At 69.8% G+C, this 18692-nt stretch carries 16 protein-coding genes; 2 read left to right on the top strand and 14 right to left on the bottom strand.

All coding sequences use genetic code 11. The features are described from left to right. Positions 1-96 precede the first annotated feature (96 nt). The 10 genes from ACIBJG_RS14975 to ACIBJG_RS14930 form a co-directional block, all read right to left on the bottom strand. Positions 97-1188 (bottom strand): response regulator, encoded by a 1092-nt coding sequence (locus ACIBJG_RS14975; protein ID WP_399307905.1) that lies wholly within the window; start codon positions 1186-1188, stop codon positions 97-99. Positions 1189-1239: 51 nt separating this feature from the next. After that, on the bottom strand, positions 1240-2556 hold the full coding sequence (locus ACIBJG_RS14970) for a sensor histidine kinase (RefSeq protein ID WP_399307904.1): 1317 nt from the start codon (positions 2554-2556) through the stop codon (positions 1240-1242). Between the two features lie 51 nt (positions 2557-2607). Beyond that, a complete protein-coding gene (locus ACIBJG_RS14965; protein ID WP_399307903.1) occupies positions 2608-3492 on the bottom strand; it encodes a DUF5936 domain-containing protein in 885 nt (294 codons plus the stop codon). A gap of 14 nt (positions 3493-3506) precedes the next feature. Beyond that, positions 3507-4445, bottom strand: a complete 939-nt coding sequence (locus ACIBJG_RS14960) for a type II secretion system F family protein (RefSeq protein WP_399307902.1) — start codon at positions 4443-4445, stop codon at positions 3507-3509. 10 nt (positions 4446-4455) lie between these two features. Then, a complete protein-coding gene (locus ACIBJG_RS14955) occupies positions 4456-5793 on the bottom strand; it encodes a CpaF family protein (protein ID WP_399307901.1) in 1338 nt (445 codons plus the stop codon). 58 nt (positions 5794-5851) lie between these two features. Beyond that, entirely contained in the window at positions 5852-6220 is a 369-nt protein-coding gene (locus tag ACIBJG_RS14950) for a TadE/TadG family type IV pilus assembly protein (RefSeq protein WP_399307900.1), read from the bottom strand. Between the two features lie 3 nt (positions 6221-6223). Then, on the bottom strand, positions 6224-6637 hold the full coding sequence (locus tag ACIBJG_RS14945) for a TadE family protein (RefSeq protein ID WP_399307899.1): 414 nt from the start codon (positions 6635-6637) through the stop codon (positions 6224-6226). Positions 6638-6653: 16 nt separating this feature from the next. Then, positions 6654-7925: a CpaE family protein gene (locus tag ACIBJG_RS14940; RefSeq protein ID WP_399307898.1), complete on the bottom strand. Its 1272-nt coding sequence runs from the start codon at positions 7923-7925 to the stop codon at positions 6654-6656. A gap of 7 nt (positions 7926-7932) precedes the next feature. Continuing rightward, entirely contained in the window at positions 7933-8643 is a 711-nt protein-coding gene (gene cpaB / locus ACIBJG_RS14935) for a Flp pilus assembly protein CpaB (protein WP_399307897.1), read from the bottom strand. Positions 8644-8816: 173 nt separating this feature from the next. Then, on the bottom strand, positions 8817-9677 hold the full coding sequence (locus ACIBJG_RS14930) for a hypothetical protein (RefSeq protein ID WP_399307896.1): 861 nt from the start codon (positions 9675-9677) through the stop codon (positions 8817-8819). A 720-nt stretch (positions 9678-10397) separates the two neighbouring features. Here ACIBJG_RS14930 and ACIBJG_RS14925 point away from each other — a divergent pair. Continuing rightward, on the top strand, positions 10398-12065 hold the full coding sequence (locus ACIBJG_RS14925; protein ID WP_399307895.1) for a chitinase: 1668 nt from the start codon (positions 10398-10400) through the stop codon (positions 12063-12065). A 212-nt stretch (positions 12066-12277) separates the two neighbouring features. Continuing rightward, positions 12278-14551 carry a serine/threonine-protein kinase gene (locus ACIBJG_RS14920; protein WP_399307894.1) on the top strand — a complete coding sequence of 758 codons (2274 nt, stop codon included), beginning with the start codon at positions 12278-12280 and terminating at the stop codon, positions 14549-14551. A 233-nt stretch (positions 14552-14784) separates the two neighbouring features. On the opposite strand, the gene ACIBJG_RS14915 is transcribed toward ACIBJG_RS14920, so the two are convergent. The 4 genes from ACIBJG_RS14915 to ACIBJG_RS14900 all read right to left on the bottom strand — a co-directional run bounded on the left by ACIBJG_RS14915 (position 14785) and on the right by ACIBJG_RS14900 (position 18616). Then, positions 14785-16260, bottom strand: a complete 1476-nt coding sequence (locus ACIBJG_RS14915) for a GntP family permease (protein ID WP_399307893.1) — start codon at positions 16258-16260, stop codon at positions 14785-14787. A gap of 131 nt (positions 16261-16391) precedes the next feature. Then, complete coding sequence (locus ACIBJG_RS14910) at positions 16392-16802, bottom strand: RidA family protein (RefSeq protein ID WP_018519066.1); 411 nt, start codon at positions 16800-16802, stop codon at positions 16392-16394. Positions 16803-16808: 6 nt separating this feature from the next. Then, complete coding sequence (locus ACIBJG_RS14905; protein ID WP_399307892.1) at positions 16809-17567, bottom strand: IclR family transcriptional regulator; 759 nt, start codon at positions 17565-17567, stop codon at positions 16809-16811. Further along, positions 17564-18616, bottom strand: coding sequence for a sugar kinase (locus ACIBJG_RS14900; protein WP_399307891.1), 1053 nt, complete (start codon positions 18614-18616; stop codon positions 17564-17566). The genes ACIBJG_RS14905 and ACIBJG_RS14900 overlap by 4 nt, the downstream gene beginning before the upstream one ends. Between the last annotated feature and the right edge of the window lie 76 nt (positions 18617-18692).

Raw genomic sequence — 18692 nt, 5'->3', positions numbered from 1 at the left:
CCCGGGCCCAATCGACCAGTTGGGCCCTGGGCGTCGGAGGCTGGGCCCCCGGGCCCCGGCTCACCACGTCTCGCTCGATCCCCCGATAGGCCATGACTACCTGTCTCCCCGTGTGGCAGGCCGGGCAGCCGTGCCGAGCCAGCGGGCGATCGCCTCGCTGCGGCTGCCGCTGTGCAGTTTGGTGAAGATGCGGTTGATGTGGTTCTTGACCGTCTTCTCGCTGATGAAGCAGGTGGCGGCGATCTGCTGATTGCTCATGCCTGACGCGATCAGGTCCATGACCTCCACCTCCCGCGAACTCAGCCCGTACTGCTCCCTGTCGGGAGGCACACCAGGCCGCCCAGGTACGGAAGACTGTCCCACATTCGATTGCAGATGCGAAAGACCCTGCGAGGGAACGGCCAGTCGCGCCCCGGATGAGGCTTGTTGAGGAGCGGGCAGAGGCATGGGCGAATGTGCATACGCATCGCGCTGTTGCGGCGAACCGGGCGCGTGCCCTCCGTATCCCGGCTGCTCGTACGGGACGCCTGAGGTCAGCGCCCTCCCCAGGCCCTCCGGCAGAGGTGCTCCACCCGGTCCGGGGCCTTGGCGCATATGGGCCAGGAGTGCGTTCGCCGCTGTGGCGGTGAAGTGGGCCCGGCCGCTCTCCGTGTCCCGTACGGCCTGCACCAACTGGTCGGCGGTGAACTCGCCGTGCACCAGATAGCCGCCGGCCCCCAGCCGGAGCGCCTCGTGGACGATCTCGCTCTCGCGGCTGTAGGTCAGCATCAGCACCGACGTGACCTGGACCAGGTGCGGCAGCGCGGAGATGCCGTCCACACCCGGCATCCGGACGTCGAGCAGCACGACATCCGGGCGGTACCGCACGGCCATGTCGTAGGCCTGGCGGCCGTCCGCGGCCTCGGCGACCACTTCGATGTCGTCGCGGCCGGAGAGCAGGGCGCCCAGCCCGGCCCGGACCACGGGGTTGTCGTCGGCGACGACCACCCGCATCGGTCCTGGGGCCGGAAGGCCGGGGGAAGAGGGGAAGGCGGGCATGGCCTCGGATGTCGCGGTCTGCTGAGGGGCGGGGAACCCCGGGGAGCTGGACTCGGACGTGACGGGGGTGGCATGCGAGGACGTGTGCTGGGAGGCGTGATGTTCTGCGGCCCAGTTCTGGCCCGAAGTGCGTGAGACGTCGTCCGGCATTCTGCGACCTCCTCTCATGGTCTGTGGGGACGGGTGGGGGGAGCGAGCGGGTCAGTCGAGCGGTGAAGCGGGTGGTGCTTGGGTCAGGGCGGCCATGGGCAGATCCAGCCGGACTTCCGTGCCGGTGGCCGCCTTGCCCTTGCCGATCCGGATACGGGCGCCGACGGACGCGGCGCGTTCGACCATGCCGACGAGTCCGAAGTGGCCGGCGCGCCTGAGGTCGTCGAGCGTGATCCCGACGGGCAGACCGCGCCCGTCGTCGTACACGCTGATCCTCAGCACGTCACCCTTCACTCCGGCCAGAACGACGAGGTAGGTGGGGTGGGCGTGGCGGTTGGCGTTCTCCATCGCTTCGGAGGCGATGGTGAGGAGTTGCCGGGCCACCACCTGCGGGACGGGTGGGACCGGGGTCTCGTTGAGCAGCCGGAAGGTCGCGGTGAGGCCGTGTCGTCGGGTGAAGTCGGCAGCACGGGCGTGCAGTTCGGCCACCACGTCGATACCGCCGTCGAGTCCAGACTCGCGTCGCAGGTCCGACAGCAGCTCGCGGGACTCCGCTGCCGCCCGACGCGCGGACCGGGCGACGAGCTCGGCCTGGTGCTTGACGGTCAGCGGATCCATCCGGTCGGAGGAGCTCGCCAGACCGTCGGCGGCCATGGCCAGGCCGTGGAGTGTCTTGGCTACCGAATCGTGCATCTCCCGGGCGAGACGGGTGCGTTCGCCTTCGACCGCCTCGTTCACCGCCAGTCGCGCCCGCGTTTCCGTAAGGGCCTGACTCGCCGTGCCGAAGCGGAGCAGCAGGTTGCGCAGGGTGACGCCGACCGCGCCGGCGATGACGCAGAAGCCGGGGAGGAGCAACGCGGTGGCGTCGCTGGCCTGCAACTGTTCGTCGGTGCCGTACACGCCGAAGATGATCAGGGTCTGGAGGGCGGCGAAGACCGCCGCACCCCGCCAGCCGTAGACGAGCCCGGCGAGCAGCGGCGTACAGACCGTGACGTACGCCAGGGTGGATTCCGGCGTGGCCGTCACCAGCAGCAGGGCGCCGAAGAGAGCGTCGACGCCCAGCAGCCACGGGTGGCGCAGGAAGAGCGGGCCGAAGCGTTCCCAGTCCCGGAAGAGGACGTAGGAGCCCATGAAGGTGACGAGGATGGCCGCACCGATCAGCCAGGTGGCGAGGCCGGGTGCGGTGCGGTCGATCGCGAACGGTGTCGCTATGGCCGTCATCGCCAGCCGGAACCCGAACACCTGCCGGCACATGGCCTGGAGTGCGTTGAGCTGGATCGCGAAGGCCGGTTGAGCGCCCGGATTCGCGAGTGCCTGGCGCACCTCACTGGTCAGTCCCGGTTTTGAGTCGCTGAGTTGAAATGCCATGCGCCTGTCACCTCCCGCTGCTCGTGAAACTCATCATCCCCGTCATTCAGGTCATCCGCCGAGGAACGAGAAGTCGACGTTGGCCCCGTACACGAATCCGACCGTCAGCAGCACGAGCGTTCCCGGAAGCAGGAACGAGGTGACCGCGAAGGTCGCCTTCGGGACGGCCTTGGCCGCCTTCCGCCGTGCGTTCTGCGCGTCGGTGCGCCGCATGTCGTTGGCGATCTGGATGAGCGTCTCGACGATCGGCGCGCCCAGTTCCTCGCCCTGCTGGAGTGTGGTCACGAACATGGCGACCTGCTCCGAGTCGTTCCGCTTGCGTAGCTCCTCGAAGGCCTGACGGCGGCTGACGCCCATGTCCATCTGGCGGAGTGTGATGCGGAGTTCGTCCGCCCAGGGGCCTTCGTACTTCTCGGCGACACGCTCCAGCGCCTGGCGGAAGCCGAGGCCTGCCGAGACGACGACCGCGAGGACGTCGAGGAAGTCGGGGAGCGTGCGTTCGATGTGTTCCTTTCGGACGCGGATGGCCGACCAGATGCCGACCTCCACCCAGAAGGCACCGAACGCCAGGAGGAGGATGGAGATGAAGATCTGGCCGCGCATGAGGGTCGACAGGGCGCCGAACACCCCGAGCGCCCCGTAGACCGCACGCCGGGCGGCGTACCGGTCGATGGTGAGGCCGCCGGGGTTACCGGCCATGTCGATCTGACGGCGCTTCTTGTTGACGGCCTTGGGGCCCATCATCCTGAGCACCGCGGGGGCCCACCGCATGCCCATCCGGTCGATGCCGGAGCCGACCGCGCTGGTGCGGGTGGAGCCGACCTCCAGGGCGATGGCGAGGTCGCCGGGCAGCTTGGCGTCGGCCCGGTACATCCGGATACCGGCGATCGCTCCGTACACAGCGAGACCTACAACGAGTGCGAGCAACAGGTCCATGTCCGCTCCTCCCCTCAGACGTCGATACGGGACAGGCGGCGGATCACGATGAATCCGATCGCGTACAGGATGAGCGAGACGACGACCGCGGCCTGGCCGATCAGCGCGCCGGTCATGCGGTCGAGTGCGCCCGGCATGACGGCGTTCATCAGGAGCATGGCTCCGAAGCCGAAGCCCGGGACCGCGTAGGCCGTGACGGTCACCTGTGACAGCTGCGTCTTGACTTCGCGACGGGTCTCCTTGCGCTCCTCCAGCGTCTCCGTGAGGTTGCGCAGGGAGCTGACGACCGTACCGCCGGCCCGGTTGGACAGGACGAGGGTCGTGACCAGGACGACGAGTTCGCGGGACGGCAGCCGCTCGGTCAGCTCGCTCAGGGCGTCGTCGAGCGATTCACCGACGCTGAGCCGGCGTGCGACCCGGGCGAGTTCCTCGCCGGCCGGGTCCTCCAGCTCGTCCGCCGCCATGGAGAGCGCGGTGCGCAGGGCCAGTCCGGCCTGGGTGGCGTTGGCGAGGATGCGGGAGAGCTCGGGGAGCTGGTTGATGAAGCGGTCGGTGCGCTTGGTGCGTTGCCAGTTCAGGAAGGCGTTGGTGCCCCAGAGCCCGATCAGGGCTGCCACGGGGCCGAAGAACGAGGCCAGGATCGACGAGGCCGCCATCCAGAGACCCGCCATGGCGACCAGTGCGTAGATGAAGAACTCGCCCGGGGTGATCTCAAGACCGGTGGTGGCCAGCTTCAGCTCGATCCTGCGGCCCAGTTTGGTCTTGCGCAGCCTGCGGTCGACGCCCTGGAAGCGGCGGTGGCGTCCTGCGGCCTGTATCTGGCCGGTGTGCGAGAGGCGGTCGACGAGGGCGTCGCGGTCGGCCTTGCCACCGGCGTACGCGTGCAGACCCATGACGCCGAGCACGCAGCAGACGAGCGTGACGCCGATCGTGAGGAGGGGGAGATTGGTCATGGCGCGGTACCTACTTGGCCTCTCGGGTGGCGAGCTGTTCGTCGGACGAGGCGACGCCGAACGCCTGGGGAATGGGCTGGCTGGCCATGTAGAGGCGTTCGGCGATCTTGCGCGGGAGCGGGAGGTACTGGAACTGGCCGTAGATCCGCCCGTCGGCGGCCATCGGCTGGGGGACGAAGCGGGCCACGCTGACGATGCGGTAGTTGTCGCGGCCGTGCGAGTCGAGGATCGCGATCTCGGTGACCTTTCGTCCGCCGTCCGCGAACCGGGTGAGCTGGACGATCACGTCGACGGCGCTGTTGATCTGGTCGTGCAGGGCCTCGAAGGGGATCTTGATCTCCGACATGGAGGCAAGGGTCTGCAGACGCATCAGCGCGTCCTCGGCGTTGTTCGCGTGGACGGTGGCGAGGGAGCCGTCGTGGCCGGTTGACATCGCCTGGAGCATGTCGAGCGACTCGCCGCCACGGACCTCACCGACGACGATGCGGTCGGGCCGCATACGCAGGGAGTTGCGGACCAGGTCGCGGATGCTGATCTGCCCCTTGCCCTCCACGTTCGCCGGGCGGGACTCCAGCCGGATGACGTGGTTCTGCTGGAGCTGGAGTTCGGCGGAGTCCTCGATGGTGACGATGCGCTCGTTGTTGGGGATCAGCCCGGAGAGCGCGTTGAGCAGGGTCGTCTTGCCGGTGCCGGTGGCGCCGGAGACGATGATGTTGAGCTTGGCCTGGACGAGCCCCGACAGCAGGATCAGCATCTGTTCGTCGAGCGAACCGAAACCGATCATCTCCTGGAGGGTGAAGGCCCTCGGGAACCGTCGGATGGTGAGCGTGGCGCCGGTCAGCGAGAGCGGCGGAATGATCACGTTGACACGCTCACCGCTGGGCAGACGGGCGTCCACCATCGGGTTCGCCTCGTCCACGCGGCGGTTGACGGTCGACACGATGCGCTCGATGGTCTGCATCAGCTGTTCGTGCGAGCCGAAGCGCATCGGGAGCTGTTCGACCTTGCCGCTGCGCTCGACGAAGATCTGGTCCGGTCCGTTCACCATGATTTCGGTGATGGACGCGTCTTCGAGGAGGGGTTCCAGGATGCCGAGGCCGAGGGCCTCGTCGACGACCCGGCGGATCAGCTGCGAGCGTTCGACGGTCGAGAGGACCGGACCTTCGCGGCTGATGATGTGCCCGAGTACGCGCTCCAGGCGGGCCCGCCGGTCGGCAGCGGCCAGCGAGGACATCTCCGCGAGGTCGATCTCCTCAAGCAGCTTGGCCCGGTAGGAGGCGACCATGTGGCCGTCCTCCAGCCCCCCGCCGCGCTCCTCGGGGGCGGTGATGCGTGCCCGCAGACTCATTTCGCTGACTCCTAGATCCGGCCGGCCGGTGGTGCGGTGTGGGGGGCGGGTGTTCGCGTCATTCGCGGGGCATGGTGGAGGTACGTATGGCGGGGTCGAAGTCGACCCACGGAATGATCGACGGGATCGTGACCTCGGCGGTGGACTTCACCGTTTCGGTGCCGTACGCCGTACGCACGTCCGCCTCGTCCGCAAGCCAGTCGCTCATCGCGTGCTTACCGGCCAGCTCCGGAGACATGGCGGGCCACTCGTGACTTGCCGTACGGGCAGCCGCGCGCGCGGCCGTCCCCGCCTGGTTGACGGTGTACGCGGCGATGCCCAGTTGAATGGCGCAGAGGCCGACCAGCAGCATCAGGGGGATGAACCCCATGTACTCGATGGCGACCTGTCCGCGGTCGCGAGCGGACCTTCGCTTGTTCCCGGTCATGGATCAGCCCTCCTTCGCCGAGGCGGCTTCGCCGGTGACCGTCGGGCCCCAGTCGAGGACGCCGGGGAGCAGAACGGGTACGACGAGGTCGACCTTCACCTTGTAGAGGCCGCGCTCCGCCGAACCGGCGGGGCAGGAGAAGTGCGCCTTGCCCTGCCAGGCGCTCGGCAGGTCCTTCCTCCCGGCCTGCTCGCAGGCAGCCGTCGGCCTGAACTGCGAACCGTTCCCCGCCCGCGCCGCCACATCCGCCGCGTTCCCCGCCAGGATGAACGTGTAGCCGAACAGCGCGCACTGCCAGAGCGCGACGAGCAGCAGGATGATCAGTGGCGTGACCCCGACGAACTCGATCGCGGTCTGTCCGCGGTCGCGGTCACGCCTCCTGCCTATCCGCGTGTCTGCCATTTCTGTGGTTGCCATGGATCAACCTGCCCCCTCAGTCGTTTCTGCCCCGGCCCGCGGAGTCGCCCCGTCTGCGCGGGCGGCCGATCGAGCCCCGGTCGTTTCGGTACTTCGCTCCGCCCTCGGCGCCGCTCGGCCTCTTCACCAGCCCGAGCTCACCCGCCAGGGCCCAGAGGGCCTGCTTGACCAGGCTCTTCGAGTCGAGTTCGTGCATGCGGCCGGCGTCGACGGCGCCCTGAAGTTCCTTGAAGTTGGCGGGGATCGCGGTTCCGGCGATGCGCGTCCCCGTGATCTTCTGGATCAGCGGGGGCTGGATCTCGGTGTTGCGGCTGTAGCGGTTGACGAGGGTCGTCGTCTCCTCCGCCTTGCGGATCTGGAGGCGGTCCCACATCCGTACGATGCGCTTCGCGCCGCGTACCGCGACCACGTCAGGCGTCGTGACCAGCAGCGCGATGTCGGCCATCTCGATGGCTGCCGCGTTGGCGCCGTTCATCTGGCTTCCGCCGTCGATGACCACGACCTCGTACCGCGACCGCAGCGCGCTGACGATCTGCCGGGCGGCCCGGTCGCTGACCTCCTCGCCGCGTTCGCCCTCGCCGGGTGCCAGCAGCAGGGCGAGCCCGCTGGTGTGGCTGAACACGGCGTCGGACAGGACGCGGGGCGAGATGTCGCTGATCGCGGCCAGGTCGACGATGGAGCGGCGGAACTGTACGTCCAGGAACGAGGCGATGTCGCCGGACTGCAGGTCCATGTCGACCAGGGCGACGGTGTGGCCGGAGGCCTGGGCCGCCAGGGCCAGCTGTACGGCGGTGACCGTCGTGCCGACGCCGCCCTTCGCGCCGCTGACCGTGACGACCGTGCCGCCGGGGCCGGTGAAGACCTCGGCGCCCGCCCCGAGGTGGCGGCGGACTCCGACGGACCAGCCGGCGGCGGCCTGGACGCGCTGGGCCAGCTCCTCGTACGAGAGGGGCAGGCCGACCAGGCCGCGGGCGCCGGAGTCCATGGCTGCCGAGTAGAGCCCGGGGCTCGCGTCGGCGGTGACGAGCACGACCCCGACCGCCGGAAAGCGCAGGGCCACCTCCCGGATCAGCTCAAGGGCTGGAACCGGACCGATCCGCTCGTGCACCAGCACGACCTCGGGCAGCTCGTCCAGCGACTCGGCGGCGAGCCGGGCCAGGGTGTCGAGCAGCGCGGTGGAGTCACCCAGTGGCCCGGCCGGCTCCGCGTCGGGGAGTTGGCTGAGCAGCGTGGTGATGGATCGGGCGGCGTCGGCATCGCCGACAGCCGGGAGGATTCGTGTGCTCATCCGGCCCTCACTTGTTCTTGTCTTCGTCGAGGTTGTAGCTGCCCTCGCCCGGACGGAGCGTGGTCGGGCTGTCGTTCGGCAGCAGGGCCAGCCGGACGTGTTCCGCGAAGGACTCGGCGTAGGCGACGCGCTGCGCGTCGGTGGTGTCCAGGGCGAAGGTGATCGGCACAGCCTCGGTCGGGCCGGTGCGCTCGTCGCTCTTCGGGTCGAGGGAGGTCAGCTCACCGACGTCGATGACCTTGGCGTTGGGCACGATGACGCGTGAGGTGGGCTGTTCCTTGTCGTTCTGGCCACCGAAGGTCGCGTAGATGTTGACCAGGTTGCCCGGCCGGATCTTGCCGGCGACGCCCGTCGCGGCGTCGATCATGATGGCGATCTCCTGCTGCCCGCTCTCCAGCGCCGGGCGCTTGACGAGCATGTCCTCCTGGAGGAGGGAGCCCGGGCGCAGGGTGGTGACGGCGATCTTGCCGTCGAGGACCGAGAGGTCGGTGACGGCGTTCTTGGACAGCCAGCGCTTCGGCATCGACACCTTCTTGAACTGCCCGGGGTCCAGCGGCCGATAGGGGGCTATCTGGTTCTTGACCTGGTAGGCAGTCACCTCCGGTCCCACCTTCGTGTTCACATCACTGATCACCGAGAGCACACCGGCGAACGCGCCGAAGGCACAGAGGACCGAGAGCAGAAGAAGGATGACGCCGCGGCGTTGCCGTGAGTTCATGAGCGGAGCGACCTCGTTGGGAGACGTGGGCTGATGAGCGGACAGAGGAGTGGATCGGGGTCGAGCCGGCGCGGGTCACGCTGTGGCGTTCAGCCCGAGGGGAGCGGGACGGTGTCGTGCGGGCTGTTCGCCGGGCTGTGGGTGCAGCAGCGGCACACCGCCTTCGTGGTGGCTCACGACCCGTGATGCATGGGTGTTCCTTGGTTCAGGACACCGGAACCGTTCGTTTGGTTCTCCGGTGGTTTCAGGGGAGCCGAGCACAGGCCGCAGCGGTCGCCGATGAGTTCATTTCCGCACCATGTGCAGACCTCCCTGCGAACCGAAGAAACCAGCTGATAAATCAGTGAAATATCGGGCAGAAAGGCGGCGAATTCGATCATCTTCGAAGTGCCCCACCATGCGGGCGAATCGGCGGGCAACGCTACGTCGTGCACCGCCTGCACTTGCCACGCCGGGGCGACCGTGGACGTCACCCACTCGGATTGCAACTGCCCTTTGGCGACCAGCAGATGGGTGGCGAATTCCGGGCCGGTCAGGTCCCCCGAGCCGATCTTGATCAGCTCGGGGTTCGGGTTGGCCAGCACGCCGAACTGCGAGCCGGGAACCCATGACTTCGCGTGGGCCTTCAGGCTGACGGGCACCCGGTCCAGCTTGGTGACCGAGTTCAGGAGCGCGCCCGCGTGGATGTAGTGGGAGAGGAGCCTCGCCGCGGAGGCTACGACCCCGGCACTGAAGTCACAGATGGACAACTGCCGCAATTGGCGCACCAGTACAGCCACCCCCAAGGGGGGCAGATCCGACTTGATCAGCGCAATACGGTCGCTCTCCAGCACCGAGCGGATCATGTGCAGCCGTCGCTCGTGGGCGGCCGGAATGCTGGCGGGGTACACCGCGATGACGTAGCCGTGCTGCTCCAGAAGCATGTGCATGTCGCTCAGCGCCTGGTCGAGCGGCTGCTCGTCGGGCGCGCGCAGGACCACCGCCGTGGGCGTCTGCTGATCGGTCGGAGGCAGCACGAGGTCAGCACTGGTCACTGCTATTGCTGTCGGCACGCTGTTCCCCGTTCGGCTCCGGCCGCCGCGTACCGCCGGCCGCAATCGTCCTGCCAGGCGCTCCTTGCTCAGGCGCTCCTGCCTCAGCACTTTATCCACGTACTGCCAGGCAGAGAACACCTTTCGGGGCCCAGTGAGGCAGGGCTCACGAACTCCCCACGGGTCGTTCGCATGACAAATCGACTCAAGTGACTAGTTGTTAAATTGCGGACCACTCAGGGGTTTAGTCGCGGCCACCCGGATAATTCATGATCCTTTTCTGTTTACGCGCACGTCAGAGGCGTGGGAGCGCTTTCACGGGCGAGCTTGAGGTGTTCCTGATGGGCCCCATGTGAACTCTGGGCCCGGATTGGGGCCCCCGGACCTACGCGAGGCACACGGTCGAGGCGCACGCCCGCCGAGGGTGACCCGACTCCCCCTCCGGAGTGAACGGCCCGCGACCGGCGACCCCGCCCGCCCCCCCTCGTCACGCGGGACATTGCGAGCGGTCGCTGTCAGAGGTCTTGACAACTCGATTGGTCTGGACCAGTTTTAGCGCCCAGCGGTGGCCACCGTTCCTCGATTCCCCGCCGATTCCACACCCCCGGCATCCCCGTGTCGCTCCCCCGCCATCCCCGACTTCCCCCACGGAGGCAGCAAGTGGAACGTTCCCCCGCAACCACCCACAGAAGACGTCACAGCCGCCCTCTCCTCGGTTCCGCCATGGCCGTCCTCGCCGCGGGCGCCCTGACGCTCACCGGCCTGGTCAGCAGCGCCGAGGCCGCCGACGTCAACGTCGCCAAGAACGCCGGGTTCGAGTCCGGCCTCGCCAACTGGACCTGCTCCGGCGGCTCCGGCGCCACCGTCTCCTCCCCCGTGCACGGCGGCACCGCGGCCCTCAAGGCGACCCCGGCCGGGCTGGACAACGCCCAGTGCACGCAGACCGTCGCCGTGAAGCCCAACTCGACGTACTCCCTGAGCTCCTGGGTGCAGGGCTCGTACGTCTACCTGGGCGCCAGCGGCACCGGGACCACCGACGTGTCGACCTGGACCCCCGGCTCAAGCGGCTGGAGCCAGCTCTCGACGAGCTTCACGACCGGGCCCAGCACCACGTCCGTCACCGTCTACACGCACGGCTGGTACGGGCAGGCCGCCTACCTCGTCGACGACGTCTCGGTCAGCGGCCCCGACGGCGGCGGTGGCACCGACCCCGCACCGACGATCCCCGCGGCCCCCGCCGGTCTCACGGTCGGCACGGCCACGTCCACCTCCCTCCCCCTGTCCTGGAACGCGGTGTCCGGCGCGACCGGCTACACCGTCTACAAGGACGGCGCCAAGGCCACCACCTCCACCGGCACCTCGGCGACGATCACGGGGCTGACGGCCGACACGGCGTACCAGTTCGCGGTGACCGCCACCAACGCGGCCGGTGAGTCCGTCAAGTCCGCCACCGTCAGCGGGCGCACGGCCACCTCAGGCAGCGGCAACCCGAACCCGGGCACCTCCGTGCCCAAGCACGCGGTCACCGGCTACTGGCAGAACTTCAACAACGGCGCGACCGTGCAGAAGCTCAGCGACGTCCCCGCGAACTACGACATCATCGCGGTCTCCTTCGCCGACGCCACGACCACACCCGGAGCCGTCACCTTCAACCTGGACTCGGCGGGCCTGAACGGCTACACCGTCGACCAGTTCAAGGCCGACATCAAGGCGAAGCAGGCGGCCGACAAGAACGTCATCATCTCGGTCGGCGGAGAGAAGGGGTCCGTCTCGGTCAACAGCGACGCCTCCGCTGCCAACTTCGCCAACTCGCTCTACTCCCTCATCCAGGAGTACGGCTTCAACGGCGTCGACATCGACCTGGAGAACGGCCTCAACTCCACGTACATGACGAAGGCGTTGCGCTCGCTGTCGCAGAAGGCGGGCTCCGGCCTCGTCATCACGATGGCGCCGCAGACCATCGACATGCAGTCCACCTCGGGTGAGTACTTCAAGACGGCGCTCAACATCAAGGACATCCTGACCGTCGTCAACATGCAGTACTACAACAGCGGTTCGATGCTCGGCTGCGACGGCAAGGTCTACTCGCAGGGCTCGGTGGACTTCCTCACCGCGCTGGCGTGCATCCAGCTGGAGGGCGGGCTCGACCCGTCGCAGGTCGGTCTCGGTGTCCCCGCCTCCACCAGGGGCGCCGGCAGCGGGTACGTGGCCCCCTCGGTCGTGAACGCGGCCCTGGACTGCCTCGCCAAGGGCACCAACTGCGGTTCCTTCAAGCCGGCGAAGACCTACCCGGGTGTGCGCGGCGCGATGACCTGGTCGACCAACTGGGACGCCACATCGGGCAACGCCTGGTCGAACGCGGTCGGCCCGCACGTCCACGGTCTGCCGTAACCACCACCCGTACGACCGTCCGCTCCGTCGCACGGCATCACTGACCAGCAGCGCCGCCGCTCCCCCGGTGGCGCTGCTGCACGTGCGGGGTCCGGCGGCCGTCCCGGGCCTGTATCGGAGCCGCAACAGAGTGTGCGGGAGTTGCCGCATTCCATGGCTGTTCGCGCCGCCCCGTGGCACCGTTGCGAGGAGGGTGCGACAGGGGGAGTGACATGGCCGGGGCGCGGGTTCAGGCGCTGGGTGGGGACGATCCGGCGACGCTCGGACCGTACCGGCTGATCGGACGGCTCGCGTCCGGCGGCATGGGGCGGATCTATCTGGCCCGCAGCGGCGAGCGCGGCGGGCGGGGGCTGGTCGCCGTGAAGACGCTGCTGGCCGAGGGGAGCGTCAGCGACGTCGACCGCCGGCGCTTCGCGCGCGAGGTCTCGCTGGCGCAACGCGTCGCCAGTGCGTACACGGCCCGGGTACGGGAGGCCGACCCGGACGCCGAGCGGCCGTGGATGGCCATCGACTACATCGCCGCGCCTCCCCTGTCCGAACTCGTGCGCACCTGCGGGGTACTGCCCGCCTCGGCCGTACGGTGGATCGCCGCCGGAACCGCGGAGGCCCTGGTCACCCTCCACGGGGTGGGCATCGTCCACCGCGACGTGAAGCCGCAGAACGTCCTGCTGCCGCTGGACGGTCCCCGGGTCATCGACTTCGGCATCTCGCACGCCAGCGACCTCACGCTCACCGGGCTCACGCTCGGCACGATCGCCTTCACCTCGCCCGAGCAGGCGCGCGGCGAGGAGTCGACCGCCGCGTCCGACGTCTACTCGCTCGGCGCCACCCTCTTCATGCTCGCCACCGGACGGCCGCCCTACGCCGCCGACGGCGACACCCTGCGGCTGCTGGCCCGCGTCCAGCGCGGCGAACTCGACCTCGGCGGCCTGCCGAAGGAGCTCGCCCCGACGATCCGGCCCTGCCTGGACGTCGACCCCGGCCGGCGCCCGAAGCCCGCTGACCTGCTCGCCCGCTTCCGCCGGGACCAGGCCGGTCTGCCGGCGTCCCAGAGCGGGACCAGGTGGCTGCCGCCGCGGTGGACGGCACTGATCGGCGCGTACGCGACCCAGGGCCTGGAACTCGCGAACGGCCGCCCCACGGGCCGGACGAGGCGGCCGGAGGCGAATCCCGTGGCCCCGACCCTCGTGCAGCGTACGAACGTGGCGCCGCCCCCGCCGCCGACGCTGGTCTACCCGCCGGAGCGCCGGGCCCGCGCGGCCCGCGACCGCGCCCGGCGCGACCGTACGCGGCGGGAGCTGGCGGCCCTCGCGGAACTGGCGGAGCGGCAGCGCGCGGAGCAGGCCGAGCAGGAACGCGCCGAACAGGAACGCGTGGAAGCGGCCCGTCGGGAGACCTTGCGGCAGGCCGCCCAGCGACTGGAGGCCGAACGCGCCCGGCGCGAGCGGGAGCGCGCCGCGCAGGAGCACGCACGCGCCGAACAGGAGCGCGCGCGGAGGCGCGCCGAGCGGGAACGGGTCCAGCGGGAGCGCGCGGCGAGGGAAGCGGCCGAGCGCGCGGCGCGGGAGCGGGCCGAGCGGGAGGCGGCGCGACGGGCGGCCCGTGCCGCCCGGGCGCGTACGTCCTCACCGAGCACGGCCCCGACCGGTCCGGGCACGACGCCCCCGACCTCCCCGACCTCCCCGCGGACCGGGTCCTCGGGGAACTCGTCGGCGATGGGCTGGCTGCTGGCCGTGGCGGCCGTCATCGCGCTGCTGGTCTGGCAGCCCTGGGAGACGACGGGCAACAAGGGGAGCAACAGCGGTAGTTCATCCGTCTCCGGCAGTTCCGGTTCGACATCGGCCGGCAGCGATCTCGACACCCAGACGCACGACACCGGTACGGACACCGACAGCGACAGCAGTGACAGCAGCAACGACGACAGCGACACCGGGTCGGAGCCGACGCCCACTCCCACTCCGACGCCCACACCCACGCCCACCCCGACCCCGGACGCCACCGACCGGGCGTTCGCCGCGGTGCGCGCCGGGGACTGCCTCAACGTGTACAACGACGGGCACGACGACATGAGCGCCTCCCGCCCGGTCCGGGTGAGCTGCGGTGCCTCGAATGCGTACATGCACGTCAACCAGGTCAGCACCCGTTCCGGCGGCTCCGCTTCCTGCGACACGGGGGCCGGCTTCACCTGGTGGAGCAGGTCCGGTGACGACGGCGTCAACAGGACCCTGTGCCTGGACCGCGTGTACCAGGTGGGCCAGTGCTTCCCCGCGGACGTCACCGGGGCCACCAGCGCGGACCTGACGGTGGTCTGGGGCTGCAACGCCTCGACCGTGCCCGAGGCGGGGCAGTCGATCCTGCGGATCACCGGGTTCTACCGGGCGCCCGCGGCGGGACAGAACTGGACCTGCCCGTCGGGGCGCGGCGAGAAGTTCTGGTACTGGCAGGTGAACAAGGGCCGGAGCATCATCTGCGCCTCGGCGGCCTGAACCTGCCAGTACCCGTACGGAACGTGCCCGGTCGAATGGCTGACCTGTCGAAGGGCTGCCCGGTCGAAGGCCTAGGGTCTTTCGTTTGGATCAGGCCGGATCAGGGAGCGGGGTCCGGTGCGTGCAGCTGCAAGGCGGAGGAGGGAGTCACTGCGGAGCATTGGCGACCGACGACAACGCCGCAGATGCGCGTGCCGGACCCCGCGAGCCCGGCCTGATCCAAACGAGAGGCCCTAGATCACCAGGCTGAGCAGCGCCGCCACGACGAACCCCGCGACCGACAGGACCGTCTCCAGGACCGTCCAGGACTTCAGGGTGTCGCGCTCGGAGATGCCGAAGTACTTCGACACCATCCAGAAGCCGCCGTCGTTGACGTGCGAGGCGATGATCGAGCCGGCCGAGATCGCCATGATGATCAGCGCCAGGTGCGGCTGCGAGAAGTCCTGGTCCTCGACGAGCGGGACCACGATGCCGGCGGTGGTGACGATGGCGACCGTCGCCGAGCCCTGGGCGATGCGCAGCACCGCCGAGATGAGCCAGGCGAGCAGGATGACGGGCAGGCCGACGTCGTTGAACGTGTCGGCGAGCGCGTCCGCGATGCCGCTGCTCTTGAGTACGGCCCCGAAGATGCCGCCCGCGCCGACGACGAGCAGGATGTTGCCGACCGGCTTGAGGGACGAAGTCGACACGGATTCCAGGGACTTGCGGGACCAGCCGCGCCGGATGCCGAGCAGGTAGTAGGCGAGCAGCAGCGCGATGGTCAGCGCGACGAACGGGTTGCCGAAGAACTCGATGACGGAACGGAGCGTCGAGGGGTCGAGCGCGATGGAGGAGAACGTCGCGGCGAGGATCAGCACCAGCGGGGTGCCGATGATCGCGAGGACGGTGGAGAGCGCGACCGGCGCCTCGCGCGGGGTGACCCCGGCGGCCCGCTGCTCGGCGACGACGGCGGCCTTCGCTTCCGCTGCGGCCTCGACCATGTCCTGCGGGACGTCGACGAAGATGCGCTTCCCGATCCAGGCGGCGTAGCCCCAGGCGGCCAGGACGGACGGGATGCCGACGACGGCGCCCATCAGGATGACCCAGCCGAGCGAGACCTGGAAGAGGCCGGCGGCGGCGACCGGGCCGGGGTGCGGCGGCAGGAACGCGTGGGTCATGGACAGGCCCGCCAGCAGCGGCATCGCGTAGAGCAGGATCGACTTGCCGGAGCGCTTGGCTGCCGCGTACACGATCGGCGCGAGGACGAAGATGCCGACGTCGAAGAAGACCGGGATACCGAAGATCAGACCGGTCAGGCCCATGGCCAGCGGGGCGCGCTTCTCACCGAAGAGGTTCAGCAGGCGTGCACTCAACACCTCGGCGCCGCCGGAGACTTCGAGGATCGCGCCGAGCATCGTGCCGAGGCCGATGATGATCGCGACATGGCCGAGGATGCCGCCCATGCCGGACTCGATGACGGAGACGGCGGCGGACTTCTGCACCGTACCGAAGAGCTCGGTGACGGAGAGGCCGGCGCCCAGGCCGACGGCTATGGAGACGGCGAGCAGTGCGACGAACGGCTGCAGCCTGACCTTGATGATCAGGAAGAGGAGGAGCGCGATCCCGAGAACGGCGACGGTCAGCAGACCGGCCGTCCCGTCTATGAGGAGGAGGAGTCCACCGGTGTGGGGTGGCGTCTCGACCGGCGGGGGGCTTGCGGCGAGCAGCATGGGTAACTCCGTTGTCGTCCATGGGGCTTGACTCGGGCAGGGCGGAGCGCGGCACGGCGCCCCGAGGGGACGGGGCGCCGTGCCGTACGGCGGGGTGGTGCGGTGGAGCGGGTAAGGCAAGGTGATCAGGATCAGCCGAGGACCGCGAGGGCGTCGATCTCGATGAGCAGGCCCTTGGGCAGGCCGACGTAGACCGTCGTGCGGGCGGCGGGGGCCTCCTTGAGGTTCTGCTCGCCGAAGTACGTGTTGTAGATCTCGTTCATCTCGGCGAAGTGGTCCACGTCCGTGAGGTAGACGCGCATCATCATCACGTCGTCCCAGCTCGCGCCGCCCTCTTCGAGGATCGCCTTGACGTTGGCGAAGGTCTGGAGGGTCTGCTCACGGAGGGTCGGACCGGCCGGGGTCGGGGCCTGGCCCTCGACGGCGGGCAGGAAGCCGACCTGGCCGGCGACCTGGAGGATGTTCCCCTTCCGCACTCCGTGCGAGAACTTCGCGGGCGGGGTGGTGTGGGTGCTCGGGGTGAGAGCCGTCTTGTCGGTCATGGGTGATCAGGCTTTCTTGGGTCGGGTGGTGCCGGAGTACTCCCGGCTGATGGTGTCGGCGGTGCGACGGACCAGGGGGAGCAGGGTGAGGAGTTCCTCGGCCGTGACGACCACGTTCGGCGCGGAGACCGACATCGCGGCGACGACGCGCCCGTCGGCGCCGCGAATGGGTGCGCCGACGCAGTTGATGGACTCCTCGTGGCCGCCGAGGTCGGTGGCCCATCCCTGTTCGCGCACGGTGGCGAGTTCCTTGAGGAAGGCGCCGGGGCCGGGGGTCGAACGGGACGTGTACATGGGGTAGTCGAGCTTCTCCGCGATGGCGCGGCGCTCGGCTTCGGACAGGTCGGCGAGCAGGAGTTTGGCCACGGCGGCGACGGTGATCGCGACGGGCTTGCCGATGCGGGAGTACATCCGGACCGGGTAGCGGCTCTCGACCTTGTCGATGTAGAGGACCTCGTTCTCCTCGTACACGGCGAGGTGGACGGTGTGCCCGCAGTTCGCGTTGAGCTCGACGAGGTGCGCGTGGGCGATCTCCCGCACGTCGAGGTTCTCGACGGCCTCCTGGGCGAGCGCGAAGAGCCGTGCGCCGAGGCGGTAGCGCTGGTCCTGCTGGCGGTAGACGAGCCCGTGTTCGTGGAGCGTACGGAGCAGGCGCAGGGCCGTGGACTTGTGGACGCCGAGCCGCTCGGCGACCTGTCCGAGGTCGGCGGGCCCCTGGGCGAGCAGCGGCAGGATGCTCAGCGCCCGGTCGACGGTCTGACTCATGTCGTACGTACCTCCGTGTCGTCCCCCGTCCACCCGGGGCCGAGACGCAGTCTCCCCCAGTCGTTGTCGTCGAGGGCGACGAGGCGGTCGGCCCGGTCGCGGGCAGGCGGGTCGGTCAGGTCGCCGGGGACGGTGAGGACGGCGGCGGCCATCAGGTGCCCGTGCCGGGCCCGGTCGCGGACGGGCAGTCCGCGCAGGGTCGCGGAGAGGAACCCGGCGGCGAAGGCGTCACCGGCACCGACGGGGGCGACGACGTCGACGTGGAGGGCGGGGATGTCGGTGACGGTGTCGGTCGGGTCCGCTCCTCGGGAGAACACCGTCGCCCCGTCCGCCCCCCGCTTCACGACCAGCACCGCCGGTTCCGGCAGTGCCTCGCGGATCGCGGCGGCGCCCTTCACCCCCCACGCCTCCTCCGCCTCGTCCTCGCCGGCGAAGACGAGGTCCGCGCGGCGGGCCAGGTCCAGCAGGACGCCGGGGGACGCGTCGGCGTCCCGCCACAGACCGGGCCGGTGGTTGACGTCGAAGGAGACGAGGGGCCGCCCGGGGCGCGGCGCCGTCAGTTCGTGCAGCAGCTCCAGGCAGTCGGCGGAGAGCGCCGCCGTGATGCCGGACAGGTGTAGGACCCGGCCGGCGAACAGTGCCTCGTACGGGACGTTCGCGGGCGCCATCGCGGAGGCCGCGGACCCGGCCCGGTAGTACGCCACCTCGTGCACGTCGGTGCCGCGGTCCGTCGCCGTACGGAAGTAGATGCCGGTGGGCCGGACGGGATCGCGCCGCACGGCGGAGGTGTCGACCCCGTACGCGGAGATCGCGTCGACGAGGTGGTCGCCGAAGCCGTCGGCCCCGACCCGGCTCACCCAGGCCGTGCGGTGTCCGGCCGCGGCGAGGGCGCAGGCCACGTTGGACTCGGCGCCGCCGATGCCGCGGCCGAAGGAGGGGACGTCGGCGAGGCGCCCGGGCCGCGAGGGCAGGAACGTCACCATGGACTCGCCGAGGCACACCACATCGGTGGCCGTGGCGGCGTCGGTCCTGGCCGGGGTTCCGGACACTCGGGCTCCTCGGGATCGGGCGGCGGCACCGGGTCTCACCATTGACCCGGCGTCGGCTCGGATGTTAGACAGCCTT

The sequence above is a fragment of the Streptomyces sp. NPDC050422 genome, assembly GCF_044458665.1.
Taxonomy (GTDB): domain Bacteria; phylum Actinomycetota; class Actinomycetes; order Streptomycetales; family Streptomycetaceae; genus Streptomyces.
Note: the sequence above shows the minus strand (reverse complement) of the source record. Positions and strands in the feature narration are given on the sequence as shown.

Bases quoted from the DNA above. Each gene is read 5' to 3' on its own strand.
- ACIBJG_RS14925 (WP_399307895.1), top strand. From the start codon at position 10,398: ATGGCCGTCCTCGCCGCGGGCGCCCTGACGCTCACCGGCCTGGTCAGC.
- cpaB (WP_399307897.1), bottom strand. From the start codon at position 8,643: ATGAACTCACGGCAACGCCGCGGCGTCATCCTTCTTCTGCTCTCGGTC.
- ACIBJG_RS14910 (WP_018519066.1), bottom strand. From the start codon at position 16,802: ATGACCGACAAGACGGCTCTCACCCCGAGCACCCACACCACCCCGCCC.
- ACIBJG_RS14940 (WP_399307898.1), bottom strand. From the start codon at position 7,925: ATGAGCACACGAATCCTCCCGGCTGTCGGCGATGCCGACGCCGCCCGA.
- ACIBJG_RS14945 (WP_399307899.1), bottom strand. From the start codon at position 6,637: ATGGCAACCACAGAAATGGCAGACACGCGGATAGGCAGGAGGCGTGAC.
- ACIBJG_RS14970 (WP_399307904.1), bottom strand. From the start codon at position 2,556: ATGGCATTTCAACTCAGCGACTCAAAACCGGGACTGACCAGTGAGGTG.
- ACIBJG_RS14915 (WP_399307893.1), bottom strand. From the start codon at position 16,260: ATGCTGCTCGCCGCAAGCCCCCCGCCGGTCGAGACGCCACCCCACACC.
- ACIBJG_RS14975 (WP_399307905.1), bottom strand. From the start codon at position 1,188: ATGCCGGACGACGTCTCACGCACTTCGGGCCAGAACTGGGCCGCAGAA.
- ACIBJG_RS14965 (WP_399307903.1), bottom strand. From the start codon at position 3,492: ATGGACCTGTTGCTCGCACTCGTTGTAGGTCTCGCTGTGTACGGAGCG.
- ACIBJG_RS14905 (WP_399307892.1), bottom strand. From the start codon at position 17,567: ATGAGTCAGACCGTCGACCGGGCGCTGAGCATCCTGCCGCTGCTCGCC.
- ACIBJG_RS14955 (WP_399307901.1), bottom strand. From the start codon at position 5,793: ATGAGTCTGCGGGCACGCATCACCGCCCCCGAGGAGCGCGGCGGGGGG.
- ACIBJG_RS14920 (WP_399307894.1), top strand. From the start codon at position 12,278: ATGGCCGGGGCGCGGGTTCAGGCGCTGGGTGGGGACGATCCGGCGACG.
- ACIBJG_RS14960 (WP_399307902.1), bottom strand. From the start codon at position 4,445: ATGACCAATCTCCCCCTCCTCACGATCGGCGTCACGCTCGTCTGCTGC.
- ACIBJG_RS14950 (WP_399307900.1), bottom strand. From the start codon at position 6,220: ATGACCGGGAACAAGCGAAGGTCCGCTCGCGACCGCGGACAGGTCGCC.